Consider the following 16,926-nt stretch of genomic DNA (forward strand, 5'->3'; position numbering starts at 1 on the left):
ACAATTATATTATTCGATTGGTAATTCAATAATAAATTCAGTTCCAATTCCGAGCTTGCTTTTCACTTGTATGGAGCCGCTATGTAACTCAACGATTTCTTTTACAACAGCTAGACCGATTCCTTTACCACCCGTAGCTCGAGCTCTTGATTTATCAACACGATAAAAACGATCAAAAATATGTGGAATATCTTCTTGCGGAATCCCTTCTCCTTCATCTTGCACACTTATAGAAAAAGTATTCCCATTTTGATAGGCGCGTACAGTAATAATTGACTGTTCATAAGAATGCTGATAGGCGTTGTGCAATAAATTTAGCATTACTTGTTCCATTCGGCGTTCATCCATACAGACATTAGGGTTATCTGTGCAGTAAAATTTAATTTTCATTAGTTTTTTAGCAAGTGCTGGTTTGGTTTTTTCAATCATGCGTTCTAGAAAAGGTTGTAAAGGAATCTTTTGTTTTTTTATAATAAATTGATGCTGTTCCAGTTGTGCTAGATCAAATAAGTCTTGAACGAGTTCGGTTACACTATCTGTTTCATCTTCAATAATTTGTAAATATTCTTCACGCTCTTCTTTAGAGAGAGAATCTCTTTTAGCAACTTTTGCATAACCTTTCATATAGGTAAGTGGTGTGAGCAGTTCGTGGGCTACACTTGCAAGAAATTCATTTCTTTCTTTTTTCATATAGGTTAATTCGCTTGATAATTCTTCAATGGTTTTGGCCAAACTACCGAGTTCATCATTGCGTTTAATTCCTAATTTAATTGGTTTATTTAGTTTTAACATTTTTTCTGTTGCACGTTTCATTTTAATAAGAGGATCGGTAATGACACGAGAAAAGATAAATACAGAAATTGTTGTTAAAACAAGAGTTAATACACCAATAATAATAAATTGATGTGCTAAGCGAAGAATCATTTTTTCTAAGAATGCTGTATCTAAAAACATATGTACATACCCAGTGATTTGTTTATGAATGATAATGGGCGTTGCTGTTGAAATATATTTCGATGTTTTCCAATTTTTCTCAACCATAGTTCCATCTATTGAAGTACAACGTATTTTGTTAGCAAGTTGCTTTTTCATTTCCGGTGTTACTGGATCAGAAGAAGAAAGGATTTGCCCATTGGTGTCTGTTATGACTAACTTTGTATCTGAAATAGAATGCGATTCCATTGCTGTAGCATGTTCGAAAGTTCGTGGGCCATAACGTCTTGAAATAAATTTACTATAGCGCTTCCCTTTTTCTAAAAGAGCAGATTTTTCTTCCTCGATACGCATGTTCGACAAACTTGTATAAAAAGATACAAAAGCAATTGTTTCAATACATAGAGCTAATATTAAAAAGTATGTACCGACCTTGAGGGAAAGTTTATTCATTTTTGACCACACCTTTATTTCACATTAATAGCTAGAGGGATGTATCTCACCACTTATCAAATTTTTATCCCCCTATTCTCGGACGGTAAGCCTCCTACTTTAAAGTACAGCGAATAGGGGGATAAAAAATGTTTGCTAATCAAAGTTTTACTATACTATTTGTTTTTATTCACTTTTCCACTTGTATCCCACTTTATAGATGGTTTCTAAGTATCTTTCAACAGGAAAGGCTTTTTTTCGTAATTTATCACGGATATTGCGGATATGTGAGTCGACAGTACGGTATTCAATATCGGTTTGATATCCCCATATTTTTTCGATTAAATCATCACGGCTATATGCTCGATTTGTATTTTGTAAAAACAGCCCTAGTAACGAAAACTCGATAGGTGTAAGTGGAATTTTTTCGTCGTAAACAGTGACAGTATGTTTGGTTTTATCCCATTCAATACCATTAAAGCTGATAAAACCATCCTTTTTTGTTCGGCGTAGTACAGCTTCAATTCGTGCAACGAGTACTTGTTCGTCAAAAGGTTTTGTAATATAGTCATCGGCCCCCATTGTGAGTCCTTTAACCATATCGTAATTTTGATTACGAGCTGTTAACATTATGATTGGAACATTGCTGATTTGGCGGATTTGATAACATGTATCCCATCCATCCATATTTGGCATCATGACATCTAACAAAATAATATCGAAGTTTTTTTGTTGAATTAGTTCAAGAGCTTCTATGCCAGACGTAGCTTTCATACAAAAATAACCACGTGGGCTTAAAAATAAATCTAATAATCGTAACATGCGTTCTTCATCGTCTACTAATAAGATTTTTATCATAGTCTTGTGCACCTCAAAACATTCATTTCTACTTTGTATAGTTTACATGAAAATAATAAAAAACTCTGTTTATGTGATTGAATTGCAGTGTATTTTTTCTACTAAAGCAATTGACATAAAAAATGCACTACTTTTGCACAACTCTTTTCTATAATAAAAGGCGTAGCGACACAAAATACCCTATGTTGCGACATAACGTCATGTCATTTTATTTATAAAATGACAATTCCATTCTATTGTGTATGTGAGATAGCGAGAAATTTCGTATTCACCTCGCATCGGATAAGGAAAATTTCCTATCTCACACTTTTTTTATAAAGGGGACTATACACATGAGTAAAAAAGAAGAACGTTTTCAAAAGGATAAACAAGATCGCAATGCTGTTGCAATGTGTGTTGCCGTATCTATGTTAATCATTGTGAAGTGTGCGAATAAATTTTTCGGAATTCTATAATAGATGTATAAGCTCGTTGTTTCGTTTGGAGAAACAATGAGCTTTTTTATTTGTATGTAAAACTCCCGCGTATGCTATGTACGGGGGAGTTTTGTCTAGGAAGGCTAAAGAATTAAAAAATGATAGAAGTGTTATACAATAAACCAAGGAAGAATTGCGAGTCCTGAAGTGACAATTATTGTACCGCAAATTAAAAAAATAAGATGTTTGTGCTGTTTCATATTTGTTGTTCCTCCAATTACCGATTTTATGCTATTACTTCTATTTTTTCTTTAGCGCTCATTTCTTTTAATTGTGATTTCGTACTTTTAGTATAGTAAAGAGGAGGGGAGAGAACCATTTAATTAGATGACATAAATATTACATTGTTGTAAGAAAAAAGCACCTTTGTATCAAAAGGTACTTTTGTGAAAAGCTATAATTAATTATTCAAAAATAAAACCATATGTTCCTCATCCCAATACTGTCCATTATGCTTTAAGGCACGCTCTTGTACACCATATGTCTGAAAGCCAAGTGAATCATACAATTTTTTTGCAGCTACATTTCCGACAACAACATCAAGCATGAGTTGTTCTACATGTAATTTATGTGCATTTTCAATAATGGCTTTGATCAACGCACGTCCAGCACCGAGACCACGTGCTTTTGGAGAGATATAAACAGAGCCGATTTTTGCTTTATGTTCTTGTTTTATAAATGGCTTAGTTTCTAAAGTAGCAATTCCGATTAAACCGTTATCTTTAAAGACACCGAGTGTATATTTATCTGGATTAGCTAAACGCTTTGCCATTGCAGCCACAGGATCCTCATGTTTTAGTACATCTTCATAAGAAGAACTAAAGGCTTCGGGATTTTGTGTTAATCCTTCCATACAAACTTTTAAGTAAATTTCTGCATCTTCTTTTGTTAATAAACGAATTTCCATATCGAGAACCTCCTTAGTTTATCTCACTCTATAGGAAAATGGGGGGATCCGTAAGAGTATGATGATTATATTGATAGAACATCTACTGTGTATTCATAAACATATTCTTTACGTGCTCGTTCTTAATTTGTAAAAGAATAAGTAGATATATGCGAGAAAAACATGTGTCTTCTTTTGTTTTTATTACTTTATGTAATGAAATTATATATTAACTTTATTAACTATTCAACAATTAAATATATTACATTTTTATAACTAAAAAATGATTCCTTTGCTAGGAATCATTTTTTTCTGTTATATATCCTTCAATTCGTTCTGGGTGAGTATAAATATTACAAGAATCATTACGAATAAACCCGACTACTGTAATGCCTAAATCATGAGCAAGTTGCAAAGCTAATTTTGTTGGCGCTGATTTAGAAAGAACAATTTCACAGCCGATTTTAGAAACTTTTAACAAAATTTCAGATGAAACTCGACCACTGAATACAATGATTTTTCCTTTGATTGGGATATGATTGCGTAAACAATAGCCATATATTTTATCTAATGCATTATGCCTTCCGATGTCCATTCTTGATATGAGAACGTTGTTTCGATCACAAAGAGCGGTATTATGAACGCCACCAGTTTGCTGAAATGTAGTAGAAGATTGCTGTAAGGTATTCATTAAATTAAAACATTCTTTCGGAGTAACTGTTACATGTATATCATGTAAAGTTTTTGCTTTTGCTGCATCATTTACAAAAACAAAACCTTGTCTACTTTTTCCGCAGCAAGAAGTGACATATCGTTTGTTATATAGTGTTTGATAGAGAGGATTGATTTGTGATGTTTTTACATGGACAACCCCTTTGTCTTTCTGTATCCATAGCTCATCAATCCCTTCATAAGAAGCGATAATTCTTTCAGAAATTAAAAAACCTATTACCATATCTTCAATATAATTTGGAGTACATACAACTGTTACATATTCCTCCCCATTTAATTTAATTGTTACAGGATATTCTGTGACAATTTCATCTTTTTGTTCAGAAAAAACGCCGCCTTGATAACGTATCATTTTATAGGTTTCTTGGACATGCCCCATACTATTTTCCCCTTTGTATGTATTTTTCTTCCTATTTATCATAAAACATTGAAAATATAAAAGCATCTGTTAGCTATGATATAGAAGATTATTTGGTTATCATTGTATATGTGAGATATAATAGAGTAGTAGAATAGTGTCATTTTTTATACCTTATGGCATCAAGAATCGACTTCTAAGATAAGATTTCAACAGAGCGTTTCAAAAAATGTACAACAATATAGTTTTGAAAGCGGATTCAAAACTATATTGTACAGTTAGTTGTAAGGAGAGGGGAACTATGGCAGAGCAAACGGTTCGTGTAACCGTAGATGGAAAGGAATTTCTTTCATCTGGTGAAAAGACGATACTGCAATTATTTAACGAAAGTAATGTAGAGCATCCACAAATTTGTCATGTACCGGAAGTAGATCCAATTCAAACTTGTGATACATGTATTGTGGAGGTAGATGGAAAATTACTGCGTGCTTGTTCAACGAAATTAGAAAATGGTATGCATATCGAAAGACAATCAGCGCGCGCAAAAGAAGCGCAAACGGAAGCGATGGATCGAATATTAGAGAATCACTTATTGTATTGTACAGTATGTGATAATAATAACGGGAACTGTAAAGTTCATAATACGGTACATATGATGGGAATTGAAGAGCAGAAATACCCATATGAACCGAAAGTTAGTTCAAAAGAAGTAGACATGACTCATCCATTTTATCGTTACGATCCGAATCAATGTATTGCTTGTGGGCAATGTGTAGAAGTGTGTCAGAATTTACAGGTAAACGAAACATTATCAATTGATTGGAATTTAGATCGTCCTCGTGTAATTTGGGATAGCGGCGTAAGTATTAATGATTCATCTTGCGTTAGTTGCGGGCAATGTGTAACGGTGTGTCCTTGTAACGCATTAATGGAAAAATCAATGCTTGGAGAAGCGGGGTTCATGACCGGACTAAAACCGGATGTGTTAGACCCAATGATTGATTTTGTAAAAGATGTAGAGCCTGGATATAGTAGTATTTTAGCAGTTTCAGAAGTGGAATCTGCGATGCGAAAAACGAAGATTAACAAGACGAAAACAGTTTGTACATTTTGCGGTGTAGGTTGTTCGTTCGAGGTGTGGACGAAAGATCGTCAAATTTTAAAAGTACAACCTGTATCAGACGCACCAGTAAACGGAATTTCTACATGTGTAAAAGGAAAGTTCGGTTGGGACTTTGTAAATAGCGAGGACCGTATTACAAAACCGTTGATTCGTCAGGGCGATATGTTCGTTGAAGCGTCATGGGAAGAAGCTTTAGAAGTTGTAGCATCCAATATGCAGCATATTAAATCTGAATATGGTAGCGATGCATTTGGATTTATTTCTTCTTCAAAAGTAACAAATGAAGAAAACTATTTAATGCAAAAGTTAGCTCGTCAAATATATGGAACAAATAATGTAGATAACTGTTCCCGTTATTGTCAATCCCCAGCAAGTGATGGTTTAACAAAAACTGTCGGTATAGGTGGAGACGCAGGGACAGTGAAAGATATTGCGGAAGCTGGCCTTGTTATTATTGTGGGAGCGAATCCAACGGAAGGACACCCTGTACTTGCTACTCGTGTGAAACGTGCCCATAAATTACATGAGCAAAAACTGATTGTATCAGACCTTCGTAAACATGAAATGGCAGAGCGTGCTGACCTATTTGTTCATCCGCGTCAAGGAACGGATTACGTATGGCTTGCTGGAATAACAAAATATATTATTGATCAAGGTTGGCATGATAAGAAATTCTTAGATGAAAATGTGAAGAACTTTGATGAATATAGCAAAATGTTAGAGAAATACACACTTGATTATACAGAAAATATTACAGGTATTTCGAAAGATACATTAAAAGAAATGGCTCGCATGGTATACGAAGCAGATGGTACTTGTGTACTTTGGGGTATGGGCGTTACGCAAAATACAGGAGGAAGTACGACGTCTGCAGCGATTTCTAACTTACTTCTTGTAACTGGTAACTACCGTCGCCCTGGTGCAGGTGCATATCCACTCCGTGGGCATAATAATGTGCAAGGTGCTTGTGATATGGCGACATTACCGAACTGGCTTCCAGGCTACCAAGCAGTGTCGGATGATACACTTCGTGCGAAATTTGAAAAAGCATATGGTACTAAAATTCCGAAAGAGCCAGGGCTGAATAACATTGCAATGCTTGCGGCTGCAGAGGAAGGGAAACTACGTGGTATGTATGTAATGGGAGAAGAAATGGCGTTAGTCGATTCCAATGCGAATCATGTGCAATACATTTTAAGTAATCTCGACTTCCTTGTAGTTCAAGACATATTCTTATCAAAAACAGCTCGTTTTGCTGATGTTATTTTACCGGCAGCACCAAGTCTAGAAAAAGAAGGAACCTTTACGAATACAGAGCGTCGTATTCAGCGTTTATATGAAGTTATGAAACCGCTCGGTGATTCGAAACCAGATTGGTGGATCCTGCAAAAAGTAGCTCGTGCCCTCGGTGGTGATTGGAATTATGAAAGCCCAAGTGAAATTATGGATGAAATCGCATCACTCGCGCCGTATTATTCACAAGCGACATATGATCGTTTAGAAGGATGGAATAGTTTATGTTGGGGTAGCCACGATGGTAGTGACACACCATTATTATATGTGGATGGCTTTAATTTCCCTGACAAAAAAGCTCGTCTATCACTAGATGAATGGATTCCGCCAGTTGAAGCGCCAGAAGACTATGATCTATTACTAAATAACGGTCGTTTGCTCGAACATTTCCATGAAGGGAATATGACAAATAAATCAGTTGGGATTTTATCCAAAATTTCTGAAGTGTTTGTTGAGATTTCGCCTGAGCTTGCCACTGAACGAAATGTGAAAGATGGCGGACTTGTAGAGCTAGCATCACCGTTTGGTAAAATTAAGGTGCAGGCACTTATTACAGATCGTGTGACTGGAAACGAGCTATATTTACCGATGCACGCGACAGTCAATGAAGAAGCGGTTAATATTTTAACAGGAACAGCGACAGACCTTTATACTTGTACACCTGCTTATAAACAAACGATGGTAAAAATGCGTGTATTACGTGAAAAAGGTAATCGTCCGCTTCCTGCTTCAAACCCGAGAGATAAAAAACGTCATCCGCAAAATGGTGTTGAAATTCAGCAGAAATGGCAGCGAAAACAATACGTATCACTTGTGGATCAAAACTAGGGGGCGAAGAAAGTGGCAAAAGAGATTACTTTGATTCAGAAAAAGGTAGTTACAGAAGAAGAAAAGAAACAACAGTTATCAGATGAACTGTTAACACAATTAGCAGAGAATCGTGAGGCGGTAGAAGAGACGATGCAGTTGTTAGCAGGATTGCAGCAAGCGGGTATTTTAGATGCAGCAATCAGTCTACTTGCTGCGAAAGAAGATGTTTCTAAAATCGCTGTCGAGCAATTAAACCGTGAACCAGTAAAAAATGCATTAAATAATATGATGGGGGCAGGAGAGGCTTTGTCTTCAGTCGACCCAGAAATGACAAAACAGATTACATCTAGTTTAGTTACAGGATTACAGTTTGCAACAGATGAATTGAACAAAGGAAAGAAAACAAAAGTAATGGACTTTTTTAAAGTGCTGAAAGACCCGGATATTAACAGAGCCATTACTTTTGGATTTAGCTTTTTAAAAGCGTTTGGACAAGGATTAGAGAAAAAATAAAGAACGAAAGAGTGATGGGGAAGTACCCATCACTCTTTTTGTATAAGAGTGTTCATGTAAAGTGAAATATACTATTATAGAAAAGATGGATATGAAATGGAATATGGAATCCATCTCAAATATAGTATTTAGAATACGGAGGAATTTATGCTACATCGTAAAAGACTATCTATACCAGGGGTCATGAAACATTCCTTTCAAACGGTACGATTCGCTTTTTGGAATGTATTATCATTTCAACTCGCATATAAATTAGTAGCGGCTATTGTGTTTATACCCCTATTCGGTATGATTTTTAATAAGTTGTTGTATTGGGGCGGCTATGCAAATGCGACAAATGATGAATTACTTGCTTTTTTGAAAACTCCATATGGCATCGCAGCTATATTAATTTTATCGCTATTGGCACTTTTTCTTATTTTTACGGAGTTCGCGGTGCTTATTATTATTTCGTACTTTGCACATAAAAGGCAAAAAGTAAAGTTACGCCCAATTTTGTATAAGACGGTAACGTATTTACCTTCTCTTTTTACATATTGTTTGCCAGGGTTTATCTTGTATGCCGTTGTATTGTTACCTCTGTTAAATTTGGGATATAAATCTGCGCTAATCCCAGAAATTCAAATTCCAAATTTTATTACAGGTGAATTGTTTAAAACAACAATGGGACAAGTAGGTTATTACACGTTCTTTGCTGTGGTTGCATACTTGAATCTTCGATGGATCTTCGTTTTACCTATCATTGTTTTAGAAGAAAAACCATTCCGCATAGCTGCACGTAAAAGTGCAAATTTAGTAAAAGAAAACTTTTTTAAAGTCTTGTTCTTTTTAATTGGATTTTTTATCTCGATCGGAATTGTATTTGTTTTATTAATGGGAATGTACTTATTGGTTCTATGGGGTGTGTATGAATTTACGAATCCAGAAGGGACATTTGCGCTATTAGCAGAGTCTACCCTATCTGTATTTTTAACAAGTACATTGTATTTATTTAGCTTTATTATGACTCCGTTTTATATCATGGCATTGACCAGACTTTACTTACAAAAGGTCCCAGTTGAAGATGTATTGTTAGAAGAAGGTTTAGACTATTCTAAAACAAAAGCAGATAAATGTTTCTTTAAAAAACATCGCTTGAAGTTTATTGGTGTATATATTGTCGGTGTTTTCACAGTTGGCATGGTTGTTGCTTTTATTGTGACGTTTATTACGAATTCATATAAAGAGCCGATTATTATGGCGCATCGTGGGTATGTTTCTAAAGGAGTAGAGAATACGAAAGAAGCATTGCAAGGTGCAATTGATGCGAAAGCAGACTATGCTGAAATTGATGTATTACAAACAAAAGATGGTGAATTGGCAGTGATACACGATTTAAAGCTGAAGCGTCTTGCAAATGCGAATGTACAAGTGTCAGATTTAACAATGGAAGAATTGAGAAAGCTTAATCTACAACAAGATGGACATACCGGACAAATTAGTACATTGGATGAGATGATCAAGCTTGCCAAAAATAAGATCAAGCTCAATATCGAAGTGAAATTACACGGAAATGAAAAGGATTTTGTAAAGAAAGTATTAAAAACAATAAAGGATAATGATTTTGAAAAACAATGTGTGATTCAAACGTTGCATTATCCGCTTATTAAAGAGTTTAAGCGTGCAAATCCGGATATAAAAGTAGGATATATATTATATGCAAGTAGGGCTAACTTAAAATATGTACAAGCCGATTTCTATGTAGCAGAAGAACATATGTTAAACAAACGCTTAGTAAAATCAGCAAGAAAATTAAATAAACCAATCTATGTATGGACTGTAAATGATATGGAGAATTTAAGGAAGTATTATAAACTCAATGTAGATGGAATTATTACAGACTACCCTGTGGATGTAAAAGAAACGATCAAGATGATGCAAGAGCAAGAAGAAAGTGAAACAGATGTGTTTGATAAGATTACAGAAACGACGGAAGATTTGTTTTCAAAGTTATTTATAAGTTATCCAGCTGCCGGTTAAATATCGGCGGCTGTTTTTTTCTATATAATTTGCCTTTTAGATGAAATTATTGATTAGTTACACTATACTTTAAGAGAAGCAGAATAGAAAAAAATGGTTTCATACTGCTAGAAATGGTGTCTTTTAAAGGTGTTTTTCTAGTCTTTATAAGGATTTTTAAGAGTAGTATATTTTGTGTAATACGAAGAGGTGTTAATGAAATGAAATCCTATACACAATTTGAACGAAGAAAATACATATTGGGTGAGTTAGAAAAATACAATCGAGTGATGGTAAATGATTTAGCTAAGGTGTTAAATGTTACGACAGAAACAATTCGAAGAGATTTAGATATGATGCACAAGGAAGGTAAGCTTACGAAAATACACGGTGGTGCGATTAAGAAAAAAGATCATACTATTGAATTTTATTTTGATAAACGTCGATCTGAGAATATTGAAGAAAAACGAAACATTGCAATGGAAGCAAGTAAATTGGTAGAAGATAATGATATTATCGCAATTGAAATTGGGACGACTACGATGCAAGTTTTGGATTTTATACATGATAAAAAGAATTTGACGATCCTAACGAATTCGATACCAGCTGTTAATAAAATTATTGAGCTTAAAGAACAGTATGATTCATTTGATTGTAAATTAATAGTCTTTGGTGGAATGCTAAATTCTAATTCATTAGCACTGTCTGGAGACATGATGCTAAACTATCTTGACCACTTCACTGTCAATAAATTATTTGCTTCGTGTGATGGAATTTCTTTAGAAAAAGAACTGACATGTTCATATATCGAAGACGCGCAAGTTTTTCAGCAGTTAAAGAAAAATGCAAAACAAGTTGTGATGATGGTAGATGAGTCGAAATTTAATTTAACAAAGTTTTATAAAAGCGGAGATTTTGATGATATAGATGCATTATATACAAATGCTAAACTCGATGAAGTATGGCAAAATGTCCTAATAAGTAAAGGGATTGAAGTGATAATAGTATAGAAAGAAAATATTAAAGTAGACTATTTCTTAGTGAGATGAGAAATGGTCTTTTTTTTATTGTTTTTTGTTTATATGTTGCTTTTTGTTGTTAATATGTTGAATTTACAATTCATTAACATAATAACAACATTGTGTTAATAATGTGCTCGTACAATATGAATTAGGAGGTGACAAGAATGCAAATAAAATTATCAAAAGCTGTGTTCTTTTTATTACCGGTTGGAATACCTCTAATATTATTTTGGATCATTCCGAATTTATTTAGTTTAGGTATTAGTTTTACAGACTGGGATTTCATGACTAGTGACTTTAATTTTGTTGGTTTAGATAACTATATTAATTTGTTTACACAGGATTCTTTTATACAGGCATTGTTAAATACTCTTTATTTCGGAATTGGGACAGTCGTTCCAACGATTGCGTTAGGTTTGGGTTTTGCGTTGTTCTTCCGAAACAAATTCAGAGGCTCTGCAATTTATCAATTATTGATTTTTTCACCTTGGGTAACGCCAACGGTAGCTGTATCGATTGTATGGTCACTTCTATATGAACCTCAATATGGAGCAATCAATAAGATGCTAGAATTTTTCGGGATTCCGGGTTTGGACTGGCTGAAGAGTAGTGATACAGCGATGCTAGCGGTCATCATTGTAACGGTATGGAAACTAGTTGGATGGACGATGCTTTTCTATATCGGTGCACTAGAGAAAGTACCAGATAACTTGTATGAAGCTGCTAGTATTGATGGAGCAAGTTCATGGCAGAAATTTCGAAATGTAACATTACCGATGGTTTCACCAACAACTTTCTTTTTAGTTGTTGTCAATATAATTACTTCAGTGCAGGCTTATGATCAAATTAAAATTTTAACACAAGGTGGACCGAGTGGTTCGACACGAACGTTACTTTATTTATTCTTCCAACAAGCGTTTGAACAGTTTGATATGGGATCTGCAACGGCAATCGCATTTATTATATTAATCATTACAATCCTACTATCCGTTATAAACAAGATAATAGGTGACAAGTGGGTGAACTATTAAGATGAATGATAAGAAAAAGACACCATTAATTCTAAAGCATATCTTTTTGGCTTTATCAAGTATCTTGTTTGTCTTTCCGTTCATATGGATGGTACTTGGTTCGTTTAAAACATCCAGTGAAGTATTACAAGGAGGTTTTTGGCCTACACAATTTCACTGGGAGAATTATCGTCAAGTATTAGACACTCTTCCGTTTGGCACGTATATATTTAATAGTTTTTATACCTCTTTCCTTATCACTATATATGTACTTGTTTCATCTGCGCTCTTTGCTTATATGTTGGCATTTTATAAGTTCAAAGGGAAGAATTTCACATTTAGTATTGTCATGGCAACGTACATGATTCCTGGAGCTGTATCGTATGTTCCGGTATATGTGATGCTAGGGAAAATGGGCTTACTTAATTCGCATTTTGGATATGTTATTACTATGGCTGTTAGTGTATTCGGTATTTTCTACTTAAAACAGTCATTCCACAAGGTTGGTTATGAAACCGTAGAAGCAGCCAAAATTGATGGAGCAAGTGATTGGCGTATTCTTTGGAAGATTATTTTTCCAATGACGAAATCATCATTTGTAACACTAGGTTTAGTTACATTTATTGGGAATTACAATAATTATATTTGGCCAGCTCTTATATTGAATGATGGCAGCCAAAAATTAATTACGAACGGAATTGCTGATTATTTCATTAATAGTTCCTTAGGCCGAGATTGGTCGCACATTATGGTTGCAAGTACAATCGCTACAGTGCCGCTCTTAATCGTATTTTTAGTTTTACAAAAATGGTTCCTTTCAGGTGTTACTGATTCAGGAATAAAAGGCTAACTAAATATAAAGGGGAAATTCGGGATGAGAAAATTATTAATGCTTTTAACGATTTTGTCATTATTTGTTGGTGCGCTTGCAGGCTGTTCAGGCGGAAAAGGAAATACTGTCAAAGCAAGTAAAGAAGGGGATAAGATTGTTGTTCCGTTTATTAATGGCGTAGGTGGTTCACTTGCAGACCAAGTAGATAAGATTGTAGAGGAATACAATAAAAGTCAAGACAAGTATGTAGTGAAGACAACAAAAGCAGGTAACTACGATGAGTCTTATCAAAAGCTTCAAAGTGGATTTGCAGCGAATAACCAAGAGGCAGTTGCATTGTTAGGTTCAGACGTCATTCAAGAATATGCGAAGAAAAAATTAATTGTACCTATGGATGAGTATGTTAAAAACGATAATAATTTTAAAAAAGAAGAGTATGGAAAAGGTTTTATGGATCAAGCAACCATTGACGGAAAATTATATGGTATTCCTTTTTACGGTACCACTCAAGTCTTTTATTACAATAAAAAAGTGTTAGCGGAAAATGGCTTTACACCTGACGATTTAAAGACATGGGAAGGTGTAGAAAAAGTAGCGGAAAAATTAGCAAAACGTGACGCAAATGGAAATGTCACATATGCAGGTTGGATGCCAATGTGGGGTACGTCAAACTTAATTGACGCAGTTCGCAGTGCTGGTGGAAGTGTTTTAAGTGAAGATGGAACAAAAGTATTAATCAATGATGATACTTGGGTTACAGTATGGGAAAAATTCCGTACATGGCTTAATGAAGATAAAATTATGAAGATTCATTCAGGTGGAACTGGATGGGAATATTGGGATAAAACAATCATTGATTTAGTTGAAGGTAGAACGTTAGGATATACGGGCTCATCTGGTGACCAAGGATTTGTTTTTAAATCGTTAGGTAAAGGAATGACTGAGCAAGAACGCCTTGACACATTTGGAGCGGCACCACAACCAGCTTGGGGTAATAATAAACCAGCACCAAAATTAGAAAGTTATTTATTCACATTAACAAGAAATGTTGATCCAGAAGTAGCAAAAGGTGCATATGAATTTATGAAATTTGCTACAAGCACTGAGAAAACGGCTGAATGGTCAATGGGAACAGGATATATCCCTGTTCGTAACAATGTAACAGAGTATGGCCCTTATGCTGAATTTGTGAAAAAACAACCGCAAGCATTAGTTCCATTAGAGCAAGCGAATAAATATGGAGTTGCACCATTTACGGATCCAACAGGCGGTAAAATCAATGACGCGTTAAATGTAGCGAAGGATAAAGTAGAAATCGAAGGGGTTTCTGCTAAAAAAGCGCTAGATGAAGCAGCTAAAATTGCACAAGAAGAATTAGATAAAGTGTTGAAAAAGAAGAAATAAACCTGTTCATGTATTATTTTGAAGAGAAACGAGAGGTGCTTTTGAACGAAAGAAGTACCTCTAAGATTCTATCATTAAAATGTAAAAAAGGTGTGAGAATCATGATTGAAATGAAAGGTACCTTGACTCTTTCTCCATTTGTAAAAAATAAACACTCTTTTCTAATGGATTCAGTTGATATTTTTAATTGTACATTAACTATCGATCAAGGAGTCGGTCGGAAAATCCCGCTCTTACTAATCTTACGAGACTCTAAAGGGTATGTACGTATACAGTATCAAACACCAATTGTTGACGAAAAACTAGTTGTTGCCAAAGATCAAAAGTTTTGTTCAGCTGGCTGCGTTGGAGGGGAAATAACGCCTGGTGAGTGGGAATTAGAAGTCGTATATATTCCTCATTGTGCAGATAAAGCAGTAAAATTTACTGGAAGAAAAGTTGATTACACAGTAAATATATCAGTGAATGACGAGTTAGAACGAGAGTATAATCGAGAGCATTTTTGTAAAGAAAATGTCTTTATTCATGAAAACAATTTTGAAAAAGTAGTGAATGAAGAGCATCGTTGGTATAAAGGAGATTTTCATGTTCATACAGATTTAACAGACGGCGAGATCGATGACGAACTGGCAATGAGCGTATGTGAAAAACAAGAGTTAGATTTTTTATACGCAACAGAACACAACATTGTCATGCCATCTTATCAAAAAGGAAGCACATTAATCATACCATCTATGGAACTTACAACACCGTATGGTCATTACAATATATTTGGTATGAAGGAATACGTTGATTTTACAGATTGTCTCGGTGAATCGTTTCACGCTAAAAGCATGAATGACTTATTTGCTCTTATGAATGAAAAAGGCTACTTAATTAGCGTGAATCATCCGTTCATGAAGCCTTGGGCGAACCAAATTGATATTAACTTAGAAAATGTTCATACAATGGAAATTATGTGTGATCCGACTTATAAAAAAAGCAAACCTTCTACTTTAGAAGCTTTACAGTTTTTCGATCAAATGTGGCTAAATGGTCTGAAAGTATGGGGGATAGGAGGAAGTGATTCGCACTTACATCCATCTAAAACGTTCCCAGGATCTAAAGACCCGTCGATTTATGGTGACCCTGGCACATATGTATTATGTAATGGGTTATCTATTCAAAATTTAAAGAGTGCTATCGAAAGAGGCTGCATTTATTTCTCACGCTTTAGAAAACTAGAGATTGATATTCAAAATGAAGGGAAACCGATTTATGTTGGCGATGAGGCTAAAGGAAGTGTTCATTACAACATTCATACAGATAAATCTTGCGAGTGGAGATTGATTGTGAATGGAAAAATTGTTGAAAAAGACTTTGGCAGCCACGTAACCTTCGATTTTTATTTAAATGAAGGAGCATATGCAAGAGTTGAGGGTTGGGAAGATGATGAATTAGTAGCGTTTATAAATCCGATTCATAATAACGTTACGCATAAGAATATTAAAACATGGTATGAAGTTTTAGGGGGACTAGAAGATGAATAAAGGAATTATTTTTGATAAAGATGGAACACTAATACAGCTAGACTCTGTTTGGTACAAAATTGTTCATTGTGTGCTAGATGATATATTTCAAATGTATCCAGATGAAACAAGTAAACGAAATGAATACCTAAAGATTATTGGTATGGGTGATAACGATTTTGAGAGTACCAGTTTACTAGCTTGTCAAACCAATTACTTTATCGCAGCTGCATGGTTTTCGTTATTAGAAAATCACAATGTGAATAATGAGAACTTTATTCATGATGTATGTGCATTATTTAAAAAACATTCTACAGCAGATGATCTCGTATTTACAGAAGTGGAAGGTGCAAAGGAAACATTAAAATATTTAAAAGACCATGAATACGTAATTGGAGTTGTTACAGCGGATGACGTTGATGCAGCTATTCATTCACTTAAAATGACAGGATTATATGATTATGTTGATTTTTTAGGTGCAGATGATGGGGTCAATAAAACAAAACCTGAGAGTGATTTTTATCATATGTTCAAAGAAAAATTTTCACTGGCTGAAGAAGATGTGTTCATGGTAGGTGATACATTAACAGACGTTAAATTTGCAAGAAATAGTAACATTAAAGTAGTGGGTGTCCTGTCAGGTGCGAGTAAGAAGGAAGATTTAGAAGGAGAAGCAGATTATATTTTAGACAGTATGAAGGATATTGCTCAAATTTTATAAAACAATTGTGTGATTCA

The 16,926-nt window shown here is 34.7% G+C and carries 14 protein-coding genes; 10 read left to right on the top strand and 4 right to left on the bottom strand.

From position 1 onward, the window contains the following. Positions 1-9 precede the first annotated feature (9 nt). Both LOK41_RS15500 and LOK41_RS15505 read right to left on the bottom strand, forming a co-directional pair. Entirely contained in the window at positions 10-1,386 is a 1,377-nt protein-coding gene (locus LOK41_RS15500; RefSeq protein ID WP_241817315.1) for a sensor histidine kinase, read from the bottom strand. Between the two features lie 165 nt (positions 1,387-1,551). Beyond that, positions 1,552-2,223, bottom strand: a complete 672-nt coding sequence (locus LOK41_RS15505) for a response regulator transcription factor (protein WP_241817316.1) — start codon at positions 2,221-2,223, stop codon at positions 1,552-1,554. Between the two features lie 332 nt (positions 2,224-2,555). Between LOK41_RS15505 and LOK41_RS28995 the strand changes: the two genes are divergently transcribed. Continuing rightward, the gene (locus LOK41_RS28995) at positions 2,556-2,678 is read left to right on the top strand and encodes a hypothetical protein (protein WP_277818644.1); all 123 of its coding nucleotides are present in this window, start codon (positions 2,556-2,558) and stop codon (positions 2,676-2,678) included. A gap of 421 nt (positions 2,679-3,099) precedes the next feature. On the opposite strand, the gene LOK41_RS15510 is transcribed toward LOK41_RS28995, so the two are convergent. Continuing rightward, positions 3,100-3,606: a GNAT family N-acetyltransferase gene (locus tag LOK41_RS15510; protein ID WP_174100350.1), complete on the bottom strand. Its 507-nt coding sequence runs from the start codon at positions 3,604-3,606 to the stop codon at positions 3,100-3,102. 274 nt (positions 3,607-3,880) lie between these two features. Further along, positions 3,881-4,696, bottom strand: coding sequence for a formate dehydrogenase accessory sulfurtransferase FdhD (gene fdhD / locus LOK41_RS15515; protein ID WP_241817317.1), 816 nt, complete (start codon positions 4,694-4,696; stop codon positions 3,881-3,883). A 280-nt stretch (positions 4,697-4,976) separates the two neighbouring features. Here fdhD and fdhF point away from each other — a divergent pair, with 280 nt between their 5' ends. The 9 genes from fdhF to LOK41_RS15560 all read left to right on the top strand — a co-directional run bounded on the left by fdhF (position 4,977) and on the right by LOK41_RS15560 (position 16,909). Then, complete coding sequence (gene fdhF, locus LOK41_RS15520; RefSeq protein WP_241817318.1) at positions 4,977-7,919, top strand: formate dehydrogenase subunit alpha; 2,943 nt, start codon at positions 4,977-4,979, stop codon at positions 7,917-7,919. A 12-nt stretch (positions 7,920-7,931) separates the two neighbouring features. Further along, entirely contained in the window at positions 7,932-8,414 is a 483-nt protein-coding gene (locus LOK41_RS15525) for a helical membrane plugin domain-containing protein (protein ID WP_174100347.1), read from the top strand. Between the two features lie 147 nt (positions 8,415-8,561). Beyond that, complete coding sequence (locus LOK41_RS15530; protein WP_241817319.1) at positions 8,562-10,433, top strand: glycerophosphoryl diester phosphodiesterase membrane domain-containing protein; 1,872 nt, start codon at positions 8,562-8,564, stop codon at positions 10,431-10,433. Between the two features lie 200 nt (positions 10,434-10,633). Next, positions 10,634-11,422 carry a DeoR/GlpR family DNA-binding transcription regulator gene (locus LOK41_RS15535; RefSeq protein ID WP_241817320.1) on the top strand — a complete coding sequence of 263 codons (789 nt, stop codon included), beginning with the start codon at positions 10,634-10,636 and terminating at the stop codon, positions 11,420-11,422. 176 nt (positions 11,423-11,598) lie between these two features. Continuing rightward, a complete protein-coding gene (locus LOK41_RS15540; protein ID WP_241817321.1) occupies positions 11,599-12,465 on the top strand; it encodes a carbohydrate ABC transporter permease in 867 nt (288 codons plus the stop codon). Between the two features lies 1 nt (position 12,466). After that, the gene (locus tag LOK41_RS15545) at positions 12,467-13,294 is read left to right on the top strand and encodes a carbohydrate ABC transporter permease (protein ID WP_241817322.1); all 828 of its coding nucleotides are present in this window, start codon (positions 12,467-12,469) and stop codon (positions 13,292-13,294) included. Positions 13,295-13,318: 24 nt separating this feature from the next. Then, positions 13,319-14,680, top strand: coding sequence for an ABC transporter substrate-binding protein (locus LOK41_RS15550; protein ID WP_241817323.1), 1,362 nt, complete (start codon positions 13,319-13,321; stop codon positions 14,678-14,680). Between the two features lie 101 nt (positions 14,681-14,781). After that, entirely contained in the window at positions 14,782-16,209 is a 1,428-nt protein-coding gene (locus LOK41_RS15555) for a CehA/McbA family metallohydrolase (protein ID WP_241817324.1), read from the top strand. Beyond that, on the top strand, positions 16,202-16,909 hold the full coding sequence (locus LOK41_RS15560) for an HAD family hydrolase (protein WP_241817325.1): 708 nt from the start codon (positions 16,202-16,204) through the stop codon (positions 16,907-16,909). The genes LOK41_RS15555 and LOK41_RS15560 overlap by 8 nt, the downstream gene beginning before the upstream one ends. Positions 16,910-16,926: the final 17 nt, after the last annotated feature.

It is taken from the genome of Bacillus sp. TL12, from assembly GCF_022625245.1.
Taxonomy (GTDB): Bacteria; Bacillota; Bacilli; order Bacillales; family Bacillaceae_G; genus Bacillus_A.

Coding starts and splice junctions, on each gene's coding strand:
- LOK41_RS15500 (WP_241817315.1), bottom strand. CDS start 1,386: ATGAATAAACTTTCCCTCAAGGTCGGTACATACTTTTTAATATTAGCT.
- LOK41_RS15505 (WP_241817316.1), bottom strand. CDS start 2,223: ATGATAAAAATCTTATTAGTAGACGATGAAGAACGCATGTTACGATTA.
- LOK41_RS28995 (WP_277818644.1), top strand. CDS start 2,556: ATGAGTAAAAAAGAAGAACGTTTTCAAAAGGATAAACAAGATCGCAAT.
- LOK41_RS15510 (WP_174100350.1), bottom strand. CDS start 3,606: ATGGAAATTCGTTTATTAACAAAAGAAGATGCAGAAATTTACTTAAAA.
- fdhD (WP_241817317.1), bottom strand. CDS start 4,696: ATGGGGCATGTCCAAGAAACCTATAAAATGATACGTTATCAAGGCGGC.
- fdhF (WP_241817318.1), top strand. CDS start 4,977: ATGGCAGAGCAAACGGTTCGTGTAACCGTAGATGGAAAGGAATTTCTT.
- LOK41_RS15530 (WP_241817319.1), top strand. CDS start 8,562: ATGCTACATCGTAAAAGACTATCTATACCAGGGGTCATGAAACATTCC.
- LOK41_RS15535 (WP_241817320.1), top strand. CDS start 10,634: ATGAAATCCTATACACAATTTGAACGAAGAAAATACATATTGGGTGAG.
- LOK41_RS15540 (WP_241817321.1), top strand. CDS start 11,599: ATGCAAATAAAATTATCAAAAGCTGTGTTCTTTTTATTACCGGTTGGA.
- LOK41_RS15545 (WP_241817322.1), top strand. CDS start 12,467: ATGAATGATAAGAAAAAGACACCATTAATTCTAAAGCATATCTTTTTG.
- LOK41_RS15550 (WP_241817323.1), top strand. CDS start 13,319: ATGAGAAAATTATTAATGCTTTTAACGATTTTGTCATTATTTGTTGGT.
- LOK41_RS15555 (WP_241817324.1), top strand. CDS start 14,782: ATGATTGAAATGAAAGGTACCTTGACTCTTTCTCCATTTGTAAAAAAT.
- LOK41_RS15560 (WP_241817325.1), top strand. CDS start 16,202: ATGAATAAAGGAATTATTTTTGATAAAGATGGAACACTAATACAGCTA.